This is a genomic window from Desulfuromonas versatilis, from assembly GCF_019704135.1.
Classification (GTDB): Bacteria; Desulfobacterota; Desulfuromonadia; order Desulfuromonadales; family NIT-T3; genus Desulfuromonas_A; species Desulfuromonas_A versatilis.
This window is the reverse complement of the sequence record NZ_AP024355.1, coordinates 1,889,571-1,903,951: the sequence shown is the minus strand read 5'-3', so window position 1 is coordinate 1,903,951 and position 14,381 is coordinate 1,889,571. Positions and strand designations below refer to the sequence as shown.

Annotated in this window: 13 protein-coding genes; 9 read left to right on the top strand and 4 right to left on the bottom strand. The window is 63.6% G+C overall.

Features of this window, described 5'->3' with window-relative positions:
- The first annotated feature begins 6 nt into the window (after positions 1 to 6).
- From ybaK to DESUT3_RS08345, 5 genes are all read left to right on the top strand, one after another.
- Positions 7 to 489: a Cys-tRNA(Pro) deacylase gene (gene ybaK, locus DESUT3_RS08365; RefSeq protein WP_221252028.1), complete on the top strand. Its 483-nt coding sequence runs from the start codon at positions 7 to 9 to the stop codon at positions 487 to 489.
- An 82-nt stretch (positions 490 to 571) separates the two neighbouring features.
- Positions 572 to 1,399: an SIR2 family NAD-dependent protein deacylase gene (locus tag DESUT3_RS08360; RefSeq protein WP_221252027.1), complete on the top strand. Its 828-nt coding sequence runs from the start codon at positions 572 to 574 to the stop codon at positions 1,397 to 1,399.
- 14 nt (positions 1,400 to 1,413) lie between these two features.
- Positions 1,414 to 2,850, top strand: coding sequence for a nicotinate phosphoribosyltransferase (locus tag DESUT3_RS08355; RefSeq protein WP_221252026.1), 1,437 nt, complete (start codon positions 1,414 to 1,416; stop codon positions 2,848 to 2,850).
- Positions 2,851 to 2,917: 67 nt separating this feature from the next.
- Complete coding sequence (locus DESUT3_RS08350; protein ID WP_221252025.1) at positions 2,918 to 3,067, top strand: hypothetical protein; 150 nt, start codon at positions 2,918 to 2,920, stop codon at positions 3,065 to 3,067.
- Between the two features lie 180 nt (positions 3,068 to 3,247).
- Positions 3,248 to 3,733 (top strand): hypothetical protein, encoded by a 486-nt coding sequence (locus DESUT3_RS08345; protein ID WP_221252024.1) that lies wholly within the window; start codon positions 3,248 to 3,250, stop codon positions 3,731 to 3,733.
- 87 nt (positions 3,734 to 3,820) lie between these two features.
- Here DESUT3_RS08345 and DESUT3_RS08340 read toward each other — a convergent pair whose 3' ends face one another.
- Together DESUT3_RS08340 and DESUT3_RS08335 are read right to left on the bottom strand one after the other, a co-directional pair.
- Entirely contained in the window at positions 3,821 to 4,384 is a 564-nt protein-coding gene (locus DESUT3_RS08340; RefSeq protein WP_221252023.1) for a c-type cytochrome, read from the bottom strand.
- A gap of 145 nt (positions 4,385 to 4,529) precedes the next feature.
- The gene (locus DESUT3_RS08335; RefSeq protein ID WP_221252022.1) at positions 4,530 to 5,063 is read right to left on the bottom strand and encodes a Crp/Fnr family transcriptional regulator; all 534 of its coding nucleotides are present in this window, start codon (positions 5,061 to 5,063) and stop codon (positions 4,530 to 4,532) included.
- 249 nt (positions 5,064 to 5,312) lie between these two features.
- Here DESUT3_RS08335 and DESUT3_RS08330 point away from each other — a divergent pair, with 249 nt between their 5' ends.
- The 4 genes from DESUT3_RS08330 to traF all read left to right on the top strand — a co-directional run bounded on the left by DESUT3_RS08330 (position 5,313) and on the right by traF (position 9,258).
- Positions 5,313 to 6,167, top strand: a complete 855-nt coding sequence (locus tag DESUT3_RS08330; protein ID WP_221252021.1) for an HDOD domain-containing protein — start codon at positions 5,313 to 5,315, stop codon at positions 6,165 to 6,167.
- Between the two features lie 29 nt (positions 6,168 to 6,196).
- Entirely contained in the window at positions 6,197 to 6,730 is a 534-nt protein-coding gene (locus tag DESUT3_RS08325) for a nitroreductase family protein (protein WP_221252020.1), read from the top strand.
- 186 nt (positions 6,731 to 6,916) lie between these two features.
- On the top strand, positions 6,917 to 7,393 hold the full coding sequence (locus DESUT3_RS08320; RefSeq protein ID WP_221252019.1) for a MaoC family dehydratase: 477 nt from the start codon (positions 6,917 to 6,919) through the stop codon (positions 7,391 to 7,393).
- Between the two features lie 362 nt (positions 7,394 to 7,755).
- Positions 7,756 to 9,258: a conjugal transfer protein TraF gene (traF, locus tag DESUT3_RS08315; protein WP_221252018.1), complete on the top strand. Its 1,503-nt coding sequence runs from the start codon at positions 7,756 to 7,758 to the stop codon at positions 9,256 to 9,258.
- Positions 9,259 to 9,406: 148 nt separating this feature from the next.
- Here traF and DESUT3_RS08310 read toward each other — a convergent pair whose 3' ends face one another.
- Positions 9,407 to 12,544 (bottom strand): efflux RND transporter permease subunit, encoded by a 3,138-nt coding sequence (locus DESUT3_RS08310; protein ID WP_221252017.1) that lies wholly within the window; start codon positions 12,542 to 12,544, stop codon positions 9,407 to 9,409.
- 320 nt (positions 12,545 to 12,864) lie between these two features.
- Positions 12,865 to 14,196 (bottom strand): efflux RND transporter periplasmic adaptor subunit, encoded by a 1,332-nt coding sequence (locus DESUT3_RS08305; RefSeq protein WP_221252016.1) that lies wholly within the window; start codon positions 14,194 to 14,196, stop codon positions 12,865 to 12,867.
- Positions 14,197 to 14,381: the final 185 nt, after the last annotated feature.

The following is a 14,381-nucleotide window of genomic DNA, read 5'->3' as shown; positions in this document are numbered from 1 at the left end:
CTCGGCATGGCCAAGGATAAAACCCCCGTCACCCCAGCCATCCGGTTGCTTCGCGAGCAAAGGGTCACCTTCGAGCCCCGACCCTATAGCTATGAAGAGAAGGGTGGGACCGCGGTCTCCGCCCGGGAGCTGGGGGTCGATGAACACGCCGTGATCAAGACCCTGATCATGGAAGACGAGAACCATTCCCCGCTGATCGTTCTGATGCATGGCGACCGGGAAGTCTCCACCAAGGAACTTGCCCGCATTCTTGGGGTAAAAAAAGTTCAACCCTGCACTCCCGAGACGGCGAACCGCCACTCCGGCTACCTGGTGGGCGGCACTTCCCCCTTCGGCACCCGCAAACCCATGCCGGTCTACATGGAGGAGACCATCTGCGAGCTGCCGCGCATCTACATCAACGGCGGCAAGCGGGGCTTTCTGGTCGAACTCGACCCCAGGGACGCCCAGCGGATACTCGAAGCGGTGCTGGTCAAAGTCGGGATATGAGCCGGTGACTGGTGACTGGTGAGTGTCCTGGGTTCCCGTGGTAGAATTCAAATAATCAATCCTATGACCAAGGATGGGATCGATGGAGCTTGAGGAGCGGTTTGCCAGGGCTGCCGAGGCGCTTGGCAGCGCCAGGGCGTTGGTCATCACCAGCGGCGCAGGGATGGGGGTTGATTCGGGGCTGCCCGATTTTCGCGGCAACCAGGGGTTCTGGAACGCCTACCCCATGTACGAAAGGCTGGGCATCAGCTTCATCGACGCGGCCAACCCGGCCCATTTCGAGCGCGATCCGGCCTGGGGGTGGGGTTTCTACGGGCACCGCACCAACCTCTATCGCCAGACCGTGCCGCATCGAGGCTTCGGGATGCTGCTGGAGTGGGCCGATCGCTTCGGGCTGGAAACCTTCGTGGTCACCTCCAACGTCGACGGCCAGTTCCAGAAGGCCGGTTATGCCGAAGACCAGATCCTCGAAGTGCACGGGTCGATCCACCACCTGCAGTGCCTCAAACCCTGCAGCGACGACATCTGGGACAACCGCGAGCAGATCCCCGTCGACCTGGAAACCATGCGCGCCGGCCAGCTGCCCAAATGCCGCCGCTGCGGCGGCATCGCCCGCCCCAACATCCTCATGTTCGGCGATTACTCTTGGCTGCCCAACCGCACCCGCGGCCAGGAGATGCGCTTCGACCTGTTTGTCGACCAGCACCGCGACAGCCCCATGCTGGTCATCGAAATGGGCGCCGGCACGGCCATCCCGACCATCCGCTATCTCAGCGAGCGGCTCGGCAGCCGCAAAAACTCGCGAGTCGTCCGCATCAACCCCCGTGAACCGATGATCGGGGCACCCCACCTGGCCATCCCCTGCGGAGCGCTGGAGGGTCTGCAAGGGATCGCCAGACACCTGAAGTAATACCGGAGGCAGCCATGAACTACCCCGCGCTGATGACCGACCTCTACGAGCTGACCATGCTCGCGGGATATTTCGACGAAGGGATGCACGAGCAGCCGGCGGTCTTCGACCTGTTTTTCCGCGAAGCCCCCTACAGGGGGAGCTACGCCGTCTTTGCCGGGCTGCAGCCGGCACTGGAGTACCTGGAAAACCTTCGCTTCACCGCCGATGAACTGGCCTACCTGAAAAGCCTGGGCTTGTTCAAACCCGCCTTCCTCGACTATTTGAAGGGTTTCCGCTTCCGCGGCAAGCTCACCGCCCCTCCCGAGGGGACCGTGGTCTTCGGTCAGGACCCGCTGCTTACCGTGGAGGGAACCCTGGCCGAAGCCCAGTACGTTGAGACCGCCCTGCTCAACATCGTCAACTTCCAGACCCTTGTGGCCACCAAGGCCGCGCGCCTGTCGGTGGCCGCCGGCGACGGCACGGTCATCGAATTCGGCCTGCGCCGGGCCCAGGGGCCCGACGGCGGGCTGAGCGTCGGGCGCGCCGCTTTCATCGGCGGAGTGCGCAGCACCAGCAACCTGTGGGCCGGCCAAACCTACGGCATCCCGGTCAGGGGGACCCACGCCCACAGCTGGGTCATGGCCTTCCCCGACGAGCTGAGCGCCTTCCGCGCCTACGCCGAGTGCTTCCCCGACAGCTGCGTGCTGCTGGTCGACACCTACGACACCCTCAACAGCGGCATCCCCAACGCGATCACCGTAGCCCGTGAACTGAAAGACCAGGGGCACGACATGCTCGGCATCCGTCTCGATTCGGGGGACCTGGCCTACCTCAGCAAGGAGGCCCGGCGCCTGTTCGACGAGGCGGGGTTTCCCGGGGTGAAAATCGTCGCTTCCAACGAGCTCGACGAGCATGTCATCAGTTCGATTCGGAGCGAGGGCGGCCGGATCGACATCTACGGCGTCGGCACCCGGCTGGCCACCTGCAGCGGCGAAGGAGGGGGAGCGCTCGGCGGGGTTTACAAGCTGGTGCGCCTCGCCGACCAGCCCAAGCTCAAAGTGACCAGCGACATCGCCAAGAGCACCGTCCCCGACCGCAAGAAGTTGCTGCGGGTCATCGACCCCGAGGGCACCTTTCTGATGGATATCATGTGCCGCGCGGAAGAGACCGTGCACCCAGGCGATCTGGTCTACGATCCCACCAATCCGGCCAGGCACAAGACCGTCCCGGCGGGAGTACGCCTGGAGGAGATTCGCCGGACGGTCATGGAGCAGGGGCGCATCCTGCACCCCGCGCCGTCTCTGGAGGAGATGGCCGACCGTTGCGCAGAGCAGCTCAAGAGACTTCCCAACGGCTCGCTGCGCCTGGTCAACCCCCACCGATACAAGGTGTCGATCAGCCCCCAACTTCATGATCTGCGCGAGGCACTGATCACCGCCTACGAAAAACGCCAGCCCGGGGCTGTCTGACGCCCCCCTTTTACCGGTCGGGGCTTGTGTTATAATTTCAACTAAGTTAGTCAGCAAGGAGGGCATCATGACGGAGACACGCTGCAGCGAATGCAACAGCCTTTTCCCCGAAGATGAGCTGCTCATTCGCGAAGACGATGGGAAGCCGGTCTGCGAGGACTGCTCGGGACTGATCACCGGCGAGGATCTGGGCTGTCAATACGAGGAAACCGGCTGAAGTTGCCCCGCAGAATCAACCGGGAGGCAGGCGCTCATCACGCCTGCCTTTTTTATTTTGTGGGGGCACACGAGAGGATCTTCCTTGACTGTCGAGGCTGCCATGCTATCTGGTTAAACATTAGCATTTTCTATTTACCGCTCTTCCCCGGGCGATACTACAACTGCAGGAGGCATAATCATGAATCAGAGGGTTAGCCTTTCCCTGCTCCTGGCGGTTTCCGTCGGTTTGCTGGCCACAGGCTGTGAAAAAACCCTCCGCCCCCACCTGCGGCCGGAACCTGTAGAAGCCCGAAATCGGTTTCAACCCACTCCGACTTCCCTGGTCTATTCCCTGCCCAGAGAAAAACTCGTCCCTGCCTGCCGAAAGGCCCTGGTGTCCATGGGCTTTTCGGTGGAGAAAAGCGCAGAGAGGGTGACGACCTTCGAAAGGCAACTGGACATCCACCGTTTGAGCCGGACCGGCGGCCTGCCCGGCCCGCCGCTCTTCTGCACCATCTCCGTAGACCTCGAGCAGGCCCCCCCGGGAGGCAACCGCGTCACTCCCACCGCCAAAATCAGCGCAGTCCCCAACTACGACCCCACCGCCCGGGTCCCCGTGGATCTCCCAGGTTGGGAGATGGAACTGCGCCGGGAATTCTTCGACCAACTGGCCGCAGCCCTGTAACGCCGAGGGGCAGTACCCGCACCACAAAAAAGGGCCCGGATGGCCAAACGGCCGTCCGGGCCCGGTTTTCCCAGCAGAAACGGCTTCTCAGCGGCTGGCCTCCACCATGTAGTGAACCGCCGCCTCGACCTCCTGGTCGCTGAGGGCCGGATTACCCCCCCTGGCCGGCATCATCCCCGCCTCTCCCTGGTAGCCGTTGATGGCATTTTTCACCAGGGCCTCCATCCCCTTTTCGAGGCGAGCGGCCCAGGCACTCTGGTCGCCGGTTTTCGGGGCCCCGGCGATCCCCGCCTCGTGACAGGCCGCACAGGACTTGGAATAGATGGCCTCGCCCCCGCCGGAAGCGGCCTCTGCCACCATCTGGCCAGCCGCTGTCTTGACGTCGGCGTGCGCCTCCTTGGCCGCCTCGTGGACCTCCTTGAATGCCTGGTGGGCCTGCTCCTTGGCATGCTCCACCCCCTGGGCCGCCTTTTCAGCAACGGCCTCCGCGGCTTCCTTGGCCTCGCTCACGGCGGCCGCCGCCTTTTCCTCAACCGGAGCAGGTGCGGCCTTTTCCACGGCCGGGGCGGGCTTGCTCTCCTCCTGCTTGCTGCAGGCGGCGCTGAGCAGCAGGGCCGCAAGCAGGCCAGCCAGGTAAAAACGGTTTCTCATGGCATCTCCTTTGGAATGTGGGTAGGGGGAATTCAGGAGTGCAAGTCTACCACGACCGGGCGAAACCGCCACATGAGGCCGGCGACCGGGCCGAACCAGGGTAAGTTACGCAAGCGGAAAGAAAAGAGATGCGCGCGGGTCAGCGTCAGAAGATGGCCGCCAGGCGCTCGTAACTGCGCTGGAGCCGCCGCGACACGGTCAACAGCATCCCTTCGAGCAGTTTCACCCCAAGACCGGGGTGCTCCTCCACCATGCGCTGAAAGCTGGCGCGGGTCAGGATGACCAGGTCGGCGTGATCCAGCACCACCGCCGTTTCCGAGCGGCCTCCGTCCTCGAGCAGGGAGCGCTCGCCGATCACCGCCCCCCGGCTGTAGATCCCCACCACGATCGGCTTGGCGCCGAATTCGGTCAACTTGTTGATTTCCACCCGGCCGGAGATGACGAAAGCTGCAAAGGCCCCCTCATCCCCTTCGCGCCACAGGCTTTTGCCGTTTTCCACCTGGCGGCATTCGAAATAGGCGGCGGCCTCATCGAGATCCTCTTCGGCGAGAAACCGGAAATAGCGAAGTTCACGCTTCATCCTGCCGCAGAGACGCTCCCGGCAGATGCCGTCGGAGCAGGGATTTTCCTGGGTCAGGGTCGCCTTGTCTATATCCTGCAGGGGTACTTTCAGATCCATCAGCAAAGACTCCTCGAGCAAAATTCACCTTATGATTCAAAAGATAGCATACTCCCCCCGGAGCTGGCAGGAAATGCAGTCGCCAGAAAAAAACGCCTTTCACCTGCCCTTGCGGGCAACTGAGCATTGACAGCTACCGGAAGAAAAATGCTATCCTTTTTCGCAAACGGAAGCAACCGGCCCGTCCCCCTCAGCCAACGGGTTCCCATGCGACCCACACATCCCTCTCCCATCGACCGAGGAAACCAGGTGGCGGAAACCTTTCAGCAGATCATCCGAGAACTCAGCTCCCTTCCCCTGGAGCCCGGAACGACGGCGAGGATCCTCATACACCTGGGGAATCCCACCCTGTCGATGCGGGCGCTCGCCTCCACCATCGCCGCCGACCCCGTGGTCGCCGAACGCCTGCTGCAAATTGCCCGGTCTCCACTCTACCGGATCAGCGATAAAGAGCTTGGCCTGGAAAAAGCCCTGGTCAGATTGGGCGAGGAAAGGGTGCGGGAACTGGTGATCGACTCATTCCTCGACGGCCTCTGCCCCGACGCAACCAGCGCGGGCAGGAGGCTGCGGGATGACGCCCTGGGCTGCGCCATGGCCGCCGGCATCGTCAACCGGATATGCCGCACGGCCAAGTCCGAGGAGGCCTACCTCGCCGGCCTGCTGCGCCATGTCGGCAAGATGGCCATGCATCGCCTCGATCCGGGAACCTGCAACAGGCTTGAAGAAGTGCCGGGGCGTTCCCAGACCGACGATCTCGACGAAGAGCAGCGCCTGTTCTCCTTCACCCATGACCAGCTCGGCGCCGCCCTGCTGGAACACTGGCGGTTCTCTTCGCTGGTAGTCCAGGCGACCCGCAATCACCACGGATTCAGCCAGGTCGGGGATCTCAACCTCACTTCCTGCCTCGACCCGCAGGTTTACAATCTCGCAGCGACAGTCAGCCTTGCCGAAGGGCTGTGCGCCTCACTGGGGATCGGCGTGGAAAAACCCAGGGTCGACCAGGACCTTGCCTTTCAACCCGGCGCCATCGCCCTGTCTTTCGGCGACCGCGAGATCGACCGGGCGCTCTGCCAGCTGCAAAGCCAGTGGGCCGAACGCACCTGACCACTCAAACCGACTAGCAAGAGGTTAACATGCTCCCTATGCTCCTGAAACGTCGTAGCACCCGCCGTTTTACCAACCAACAGGTGGACCGCCAACAGATCGATCAGTTGATCGAGGCGGCCCTGCGCTCCCCCTCCTCTCGAGGTCGCAACCCCTGGGAGTTCGTCGTGGTGAGCGAACCCGAAACCCTGGCGCAACTCGCCCGCGCCAAACAGCACGGTTCCGACTTCCTGAAGGGCGCCCCTCTGGCAATAGTGGTGGTCGCCGACCCGGAGCGCAGCGACGTCTGGGTTGAGGACTGCGCCATCGCCTCGATCCTCATCCAGCTCACGGCCCAGTCCATCGGCCTGGCGAGTTGCTGGGTCCAGATCCGTGAACGGCAGCACAACGAGGAGCTCGACTCGGAGCAGTATCTCCGCAATCTGCTGGGACTTCCCGAACGCTACCGGGTCCTCTCGGTCATCGGCATCGGCCATCCCGACGAATTCAAACAGGGCCACCCCAAAAGCTCGCTGGAGATGGAGAAGATCCACTACGGCCGGTATGGGGGCAAGAACTCGTGAGGTGTGAGAAGTTTAAACATCAATTTTCTTGCCTTCAAGGTTTTCTTCGTGACCTTCGTGTATCTTCGTGGTGAAAAAGACGTGGTCTTTAAATCAGATCTGATCCCGCCTCTTCAGATTTGATCCGCGTTCCATTGCCTTTGGCCTTTAAATCCTTGCCTTTGACCTTTTAACAAAGGAGCCCCCATGTCCGCCGCCGATCGTCTCATCGAGCACTACCGCCCCCTGATCGGGAGCGAGATTCACGTCGGGCCCTGGCTGGAGATCACCCAGGAGCGCATCGACCGGTTCGCCGAAGTCACCGGGGATCTGCAGTGGATTCACACCGACCCCGAACGCGCCGCCGCCGAATCGCCCTACCGGGCCACCATCGCCCACGGTTACCTGACCCTTTCGCTGCTTCCTTATCTCACGGAGAGCAACCACCCGGATTTTTTCGATAAAAGCTATCCCGGCATGCGCCTGAGAGTCAATTACGGCCTCGATCGCCTGCGTTTTCCCGCACCGGTGCTGGTCGGCTCGAAAATCCGCGCCCACACCCTGGTCAAGGGGACGGAAAAGATCGGCGAGGCGGTGCAGTTCACCTACCTCATCACCGTTGAAATAGACGGCGGCGAGAAACCCGCTTGCGTCGCAGAGTTTCTCGCCAGGGTCTATCCCTGACCGGCACAGTCTGCCGGCCTTTTCGTACTAGGGGTTATCGGCGATCCCGACTGGAACCATACCTTTTCATCCAACGCTCTTGAATCTCCAAGGCGATCCAGGTCGCTCCAACCTCTTCCTGGATTTCGCCTGCCGTTCATTTGACAATCTGCGTCATCCCAACCCCCTGAAAAACCCTGATCAACCCTTAGGCGACCAGTTCCACAAACCGCCTACATTCCGACAACCTGCCGGAATTTTTTAATTTTCCCATTTCGGCAGAAAAATCCACCACCCCAGGCATGGATGTTGCGAGAGAGCCTCTCATTAATTACTCGCCTAAGGGGGCGACCGGTCCCCGGTCCAAGGAGAAGGAGACAGGAATGAAAAGTTCAAGATCCACATTCAGGAGGGGAATCGCCGCGGTGCTGGCCGCTTCGGGTTTACTGGCCGGCGGCGTGAGCACGGCTCAGGCACTCGACACCTTTTTCGTCGGCCCCAGGGCCATGGGAATGGCAGGGGCCAACGTCGCCTCCACCAGCGACACCACCGCCCAGTATTACAACCCGGCGGCCTTCGGGTTTTTCGACTGCCGGGATCGCAACGGGGACAAGATCGCCTGCGACAACAACAACATCGGCCGCAAACAGTGGGGGGCCGACCTCAACGCCACCGCCGGCTATCGGCTGCATAACGAATTCGGCGTGTTCCTCGACGACCTGGCCGACATCGACCGCGATCAGCTCAGCTCCGCCAGCGTCCAGAACGAATCGGACCTGGCCGACCTGATCGACCTGGTCAAGGGCCTCGAGGGGATCGACGAGCCGGGCAACGCCATCACCGCCACCGTCAACGCCGGGCTCGGCGTTCGCTTCGGCCATTTCGCCATCGGCGGGCGGGGATTTGCCCAGGCCACCGGCGTGGTCCTGGAGGTCGACAGCAACAACCTTGGCCTGACCGGCTCCACCGATTTCAACGCCGAAATCAACGCCATCGCCATCACCGGAAACGATCTCCAGACCCTGCTGTTCACCCCCGATCAACAAGCCCAACTCGCCGCCACCGGCCTGGACGCCACCGCCATCCAGCGCCTCGACTTCATGGCCCGGCGCCAGGGCGTCAAGACGGCCAACAGCCAGGGGTTCGTCGACCTGATGGCCGACCTCTCCGCCCAGAGCGCCGGGGGCGGCGGAGCGATCGAGGACAACACCACCACCGTCCTGCTCACCGGCTTCGCCCTTGGCGAGGTGCCCCTCTCCTACGGCTACGCACTCAACGACCACTGGGCCATCGGCGGCAACCTCAAGCTGATGGTCGGCCGGGTCTACGGCAACCAGGTGCTGGTGTTCAACGAGGACTCGGGCGATATCCTCAAGAGCACCGACGAGGAATACGAGGAGACCTACAACGTGGGCGTCGACCTGGGGATCATGGGCCGCTACCGCCTGGTGAACCTGGGCCTGGTGGCCCGCAACCTCAATGCGCCGAAATTCGACGGCCCGACGGTCAACGGCGTCACCTTCGATGACGTCAAGGTCGATCCCCAGGTCACCGCCGGCATCGCCCTGATCCCCCATGAAACCCTGGTCATCGAGGTCGATTGCGACCTTACCGAGAACGAGACCAGCTTCGAGGATTACAAGACCCAGAACGTCGCCATCGGCCTCGAGTGGGATGCCTTGCGCGCCGTCGCCCTGCGGGCCGGGGTTTACAAAAACCTGGCCGAGGACGATATCGACTGGGTCTACACCGCCGGCCTCGGCTTCAACCTCTGGGGCGTGCGGCTGGACGTGGCCGGCGCCTTCGCCAACGAAACCGAGGAGTTCGACGGCGACGACATCCCCAAGGAGACCCGCCTCGCCGCCCAGTTGAGCATGGATTTCTAACCCCCATCACTCCCGCAGAACAAAAGAGCCTCCAGGCGTTAAAAACCTGGAGGCTCTTGCCGTTTTATATACCCAGCCCTCACCACCGAGAACGTCCCCTCTCCCTCAGGGAGAGGGTCAGGGTGAGGGTGGGGTCAACCGCCCCTTCTCAGTGCTTCATCCCCGAATAGTGCAGCCGCCCCTTCTTCAGGTCGCGCACCTTCATCAGCACGAAGATCACCGGGGTCATGATCAGTACGTGCACCGTCGAGGAGATCATGCCGCCGATCATCGGGGCGGCGATGGGCTTCATCACGTCGGCACCGGTCCCCGTCGACCACATGATGGGGACCAGGCCGATCAGGGTCACCGCCACGGTCATCAATTTTGGCCGAAGGCGCAACACCGCCCCCTCGTAGGCCGCCGCGTAGATGTCCTGCTCGCTGACCGGCCCAGCCAGCAGGCGCTTGTCGAGGGCCTCGTGCAGGTAGACGACCATCACCACCCCGGTCTCCACCGCCACCCCGTAGAGGGCGATGAAGCCGACCCAGACCGCCACCGACATGTTGTAGCCGAGCAGCCAGACCAGGTAGACGCCGCCGACCAGGGCGAAGGGGACCGAGAGCATGACCATCGAGGCCTCGAGGGCCGAGCGGAAGGTGAAGTAGAGCAGCACGAAGATGATCAGCATCCCCGCCGGCACCAGCAGCTGCAGGCGCTCCTTGGCGCGGATCTGGTTCTCCCACTGCCCCGACCAGGCGACGTAGTAGCCCGCCGGCAGCTGCAGATCGCGCTCCAGCACCTGTTTGGCCTCGGTGACGAAGCCGCCCATGTCGCGGCCGCGCACGTTGAGAAAGACGATGGAGCGCAGCAGCCCCCCCTCGCTGTTGATCTCCGGGGCGCCAGTGGTGACGCTGACCCTGGTCACCAGCGCCAGAGGCACCTGGGCGCCGTTCATCCCCGAGACGAGGATACGCTGCAGGTCGGGCAGGTTGTCGCGCAGCTCGCGCAGGTAGCGGATGCGGATGGGGAAACGGTTGCGCCCCTCCACCGAGGTGGTGAGCATCTCGCCGCCCAGGGCGGTCTCGATGACGTCCTGGATCTCGCCGACGCTTGCCCCGTAGCGGGCCGCGGCCTGGCGGTCGACCTCGATGTCCACGTAGTTGCCGCCGGTGACCCGCTCCGCCACCACGTCGGCCGCCCCGTCGACGGCCTTGAGAATCCCCTCGGCCTGCACCGCCAGCTCCTTGAGCACCTCGAGGTCGCTGCCGAAGATCTTCACCCCCAGGTCGGTGCGCACCCCGGTGGAGAGCATGTTGATGCGGTTGATGATCGGCTGGGTCCAGCCGTTGCGCACCCCGATCTGCTGCAGCTTGCCGTCGAGCTCGGCGATCAGGTCGTCCTTGGTGAGCCCCGGGCGCCACTGCTCCTTGGGTTTGAGGATGATGATGCTCTCGAACATGGAGACCGGCGCCGGGTCGGTGGAGGTCTCGGCCCGCCCGACCTTGCCGAGCACGTGCTCGACCTCGGGGACGCTCTTGATGATGGCGTCCTGCACCTGGATGATGCGCTTGGCCTCGGTGATGGCGATGTTCGGCAGGGTCACCGGCATGTAGAGCAGCGAGCCCTCGTCGAGCGGCGGCATGAACTCGCTGCCGAGCGAGACGAACATCGGCACCGCGACCACCAGCGCCAGCAGGTTGAGGGCGATGGTGGTCTTCTTCCACCTGAGCACCCAGCGGATCACCGGGGAGTAGAGCTTGATGCAGAAGGACGAGACCGGGTTGGCGCTCTCCGGCGGCATCTTGCCGCGCAGAAAGTAGTACATCAGCACCGGCACCAGGGTGATGGCGAGCACCGCCGAACCGATCATGGAGAAGGTCTTGGTGAAGGCCAGCGGGTGAAACAGCTTGCCCTCCTGCCCCTCAAGCAGAAACACCGGTACGAAGGAGAGGATGATGATCGCCATGGAGAAGAAGATCGGCCTGCCGACCTGCTTGGCCGAGGCGATGATCACCTCGAGGCGGTTGGCCCGGCGCTGCTCGGGGTCGAGTTCCGAGAGGTGGCGGTAGCCGTTCTCGACCATGATGATGCCGGCGTCGACCAGCACGCCGATGGCGATGGCGATGCCCCCCAGGGACATGATGTTGGAGGTCACCCCCATCAGCTTCATGGTGATGAAGGCGAACAGCACCGCGATGGGCAGGGTCAGCACCACCACCAGGGCGCTCTGGAAGTGCAGCAGGAAGGCCAGGATTACCAGTGAGACGACGATCGACTCTTCGGTGAGGGCCCGCTTCAGGGTGTGGATGGCCCGTTCGATGAGATCCGAGCGGTCGTAGCGGGCGATGATCTTCACCCCCGGCGGAAGACCTTTTTCCAGGGCCGCGATCTTCTCCTTGACCCGGTCGATGACCTCCTGGGCGTGCTCGCCGTAGCGCATGACCACGATGCCGCCGACTACCTCCCCTTCGCCGTTGAGATCGAGCAGGCCCCGGCGGATCGCGCCCCCGAGCTGCACCGTGCCGAGGTTGCGCACGTAGATGGGGACGCCGTTCATGCCGCTTGTGACGACGATGTTCTCCAGGTCCGCCACCGAACGCACGTAGCCCCGCCCGCGGATCAGGTACTCGGCGTCGGTCTGTTCCACCAGCCGCCCGCCCACGTCGTTGTTGGCCCGGCGCACCGCCTCCATGACCTGCCCGGCAGTGACGTTGTAGGCGTAGAGCCGCGCCGGGTCGAGGTCGACCTGGTACTCGCGGACATAGCCGCCGATGGAGGCGACCTCGGCCACGCCGGGCACCGTGTTGAGCTGGTAGCGCACGAACCAGTCCTGCAGAGTGCGCAGCTGCTCCAGGTCGTAGCCCGGCCCCTCGATGGTGTACCAGAAGACGTGCCCCACGCCGGTGCCGTCGGGGCCGAGGGTCGGGGTGACGCCGGCCGGCAGGAACGAGCCGGCGTAGTTGAGCCGCTCGAGCACCCGGGTGCGGGCCCAGTAAATGTCCGCCGCATCCTCGAAGATGACATAGATCATCGAAAAGCCGAAGGCGCTCGAGGCGCGCACCGCCTTGACCTGCGGCAATCCCTGCAGGTTGACCGCCAGGGGGTAGGTGACCTGGTCCTCCACCACCTGGGGCGAGCGCCCCGGGTACTCGGTGAAGACGATGACCTGGTTGTCCGACAGGTCGGGGATGGCGTCCACCGGCGTGCGCAGCACGGCCCAGATGCCCCATACCGAGACCATGGCGAAGAGGAGCAGGATGATGACCCGGTTGCGGGCCGAATAGTCGATTATTTTTTCGATCATGGATGTTGATCCGATGCCCTGTTGGTCGTTCTGCCTGGTTTCGTCGCTGTGCCTTTTACCAACGTTCGTTCCCGGGGTCTCGCCCCCGGACGGCGACCTACTTTCTTGCTGCGCGGCAAGAAAGTAGGCAAAGAAGCGCGCCCACTTCCTCGCCCGCCTGCGGCGGGTTCCCTGCGCTGCGCAGACGTTTCGGGGCCCGGCAAAAACTCGCTTCGCTCAAACATTTGCCGGCCTTTTTCCCGAAACGCCCACTCCGCTCCGGCTTCGTCAGATGGGGTGGGGAGTTCAAAAGCCTCCGGGTTCCAGGCTGTACCGGTGAATCAATGCTGATGCCCCGCCGGCGTCGGCGCCGCAGCCGGCTTTGCCTGCTCCCCTTCAGCCGCCGCCCCATGCCCGGCATGCGCCCCGCCGCCGGGCCCGCGCAGCTGGGCCTCGCTGTCGATCAGGTAGCCGCCCGAGACGGCGACGATGTCAAAATCATCCACCCCCTCGAGGATCTGCACCTTTTCGCCCACCCGCGCGCCGACCTTGACGTCGCGGGGCGAGAACACCCCTTCCTGTTCCTGCACCCAGACCACCTTGCGGCGGCCGGTGTCGATGACCGCCGTCACCGGCACCGCGTAGCCTGTCCCCAGCTCCTTGCGCAAGATCCCCTCGACGTACATGTCGGGCTTGAGGCGCAGGCCGGGGTTGGGGATCTCCACCCGCACCTTGACCGTGCGGGTCTGCGGATCGAGGAAGGGATAGACGTAGGTGACTTTGCCGGCAAAGGTTTCGCCGGGGTAGGACTGGGAGGCGATGGCCACCTCCTGGCCGACAGCGACGGCCGGAAACTCGTTCTCGTAGAGGGCCAGTTCGACCCAGACCGTGGTGAGGTCGGCGACGCTGAAGAGCGCCTCACCCTCGGCGACGTACTGCCCCTCCACCACCAGCTTCTCGATGACCACCCCCGAGAGCGGGGTATTGATGGGCAGCTGCACCGCCGGTTCGCCCCCCTGCTCCAGGGCCGCGAGCTGCTTGTCGCTCACCCCCCAGAGCTTGAGGCGCTGGCGGGCGGCTTTGACCAGCCCCTCGCCGCTTTCGGCGATGGAGGGGATGCGCGAGCGCTTCAGTTCGTCGCGGCTGCGCAGGGCGAGCAGGTATTCCTGCTGGGCCGAAACCAGCTCCGGGGCGTAGAGCAGCGCCACCGGCCGGCCCCGGCTCACCGTGTCGCCGACCCGGTTGACGTAGAGACGCTCGATGCGCCCGGGCACCCAGGCGGTGACCTTGCCCTGCTTGGCCTGGTCGTAAGTGACGATCCCCACCGCCCGCACCTCCTGGGTCAGGGGGATCTCCTCCACCGGCGCCGTGGCGACGTTGGCCATCACCAGCTGGGCCGGCGAAAGGTGCACCGCCTCGGGCAGGCTCAGATCGCCCTGTGCGGCGCCGGCCCCGCCGACGGGCACCAGCGACATGCCGCAGATCGGGCAGGCGCCGGCCTTGTCCTTGAGGATAAAGGGGTGCATCGGGCAGGTGTACTGGCGGGCGGCCGCCTCGCCCCCTTGTTCAGCGTGGTCCCCGTGCAGCATGCTGTGCCAGTAGTAATACCCCCCCGCGCCGCCGGCGGCCAGGAGGATCACCAGGAGAAGGGCCCATCGGGTTTTAGATGTCATAATCGTGTTGCCTCAAAAATCTAATTTAAAGTTGACCATGTTTATCAAGCAGAATTTTAAAAAGGTACTGTTGGTGTGCTTAAAATAAAATCAATCAACCACGAAGGACACGAAGTTCACGAAGTTAAAACCTTGATTTGATTTTGCCCTTCTTCGTGGCCTTCGTGTCCTTCGTGGTGAAAACG

What these genes read in the sequence shown, in the direction of transcription:
- ybaK (WP_221252028.1), top strand. Translation starts at nt 7, where the DNA reads ATGGCCAAGGATAAAACCCCCGTCACCCCAGCCATCCGGTTGCTTCGC.
- DESUT3_RS08360 (WP_221252027.1), top strand. Translation starts at nt 572, where the DNA reads ATGGAGCTTGAGGAGCGGTTTGCCAGGGCTGCCGAGGCGCTTGGCAGC.
- DESUT3_RS08355 (WP_221252026.1), top strand. Translation starts at nt 1,414, where the DNA reads ATGAACTACCCCGCGCTGATGACCGACCTCTACGAGCTGACCATGCTC.
- DESUT3_RS08350 (WP_221252025.1), top strand. Translation starts at nt 2,918, where the DNA reads ATGACGGAGACACGCTGCAGCGAATGCAACAGCCTTTTCCCCGAAGAT.
- DESUT3_RS08345 (WP_221252024.1), top strand. Translation starts at nt 3,248, where the DNA reads ATGAATCAGAGGGTTAGCCTTTCCCTGCTCCTGGCGGTTTCCGTCGGT.
- DESUT3_RS08340 (WP_221252023.1), bottom strand. Translation starts at nt 4,384, where the DNA reads ATGAGAAACCGTTTTTACCTGGCTGGCCTGCTTGCGGCCCTGCTGCTC.
- DESUT3_RS08335 (WP_221252022.1), bottom strand. Translation starts at nt 5,063, where the DNA reads ATGGATCTGAAAGTACCCCTGCAGGATATAGACAAGGCGACCCTGACC.
- DESUT3_RS08325 (WP_221252020.1), top strand. Translation starts at nt 6,197, where the DNA reads ATGCTCCCTATGCTCCTGAAACGTCGTAGCACCCGCCGTTTTACCAAC.
- DESUT3_RS08320 (WP_221252019.1), top strand. Translation starts at nt 6,917, where the DNA reads ATGTCCGCCGCCGATCGTCTCATCGAGCACTACCGCCCCCTGATCGGG.
- traF (WP_221252018.1), top strand. Translation starts at nt 7,756, where the DNA reads ATGAAAAGTTCAAGATCCACATTCAGGAGGGGAATCGCCGCGGTGCTG.
- DESUT3_RS08310 (WP_221252017.1), bottom strand. Translation starts at nt 12,544, where the DNA reads ATGATCGAAAAAATAATCGACTATTCGGCCCGCAACCGGGTCATCATC.
- DESUT3_RS08305 (WP_221252016.1), bottom strand. Translation starts at nt 14,196, where the DNA reads ATGACATCTAAAACCCGATGGGCCCTTCTCCTGGTGATCCTCCTGGCC.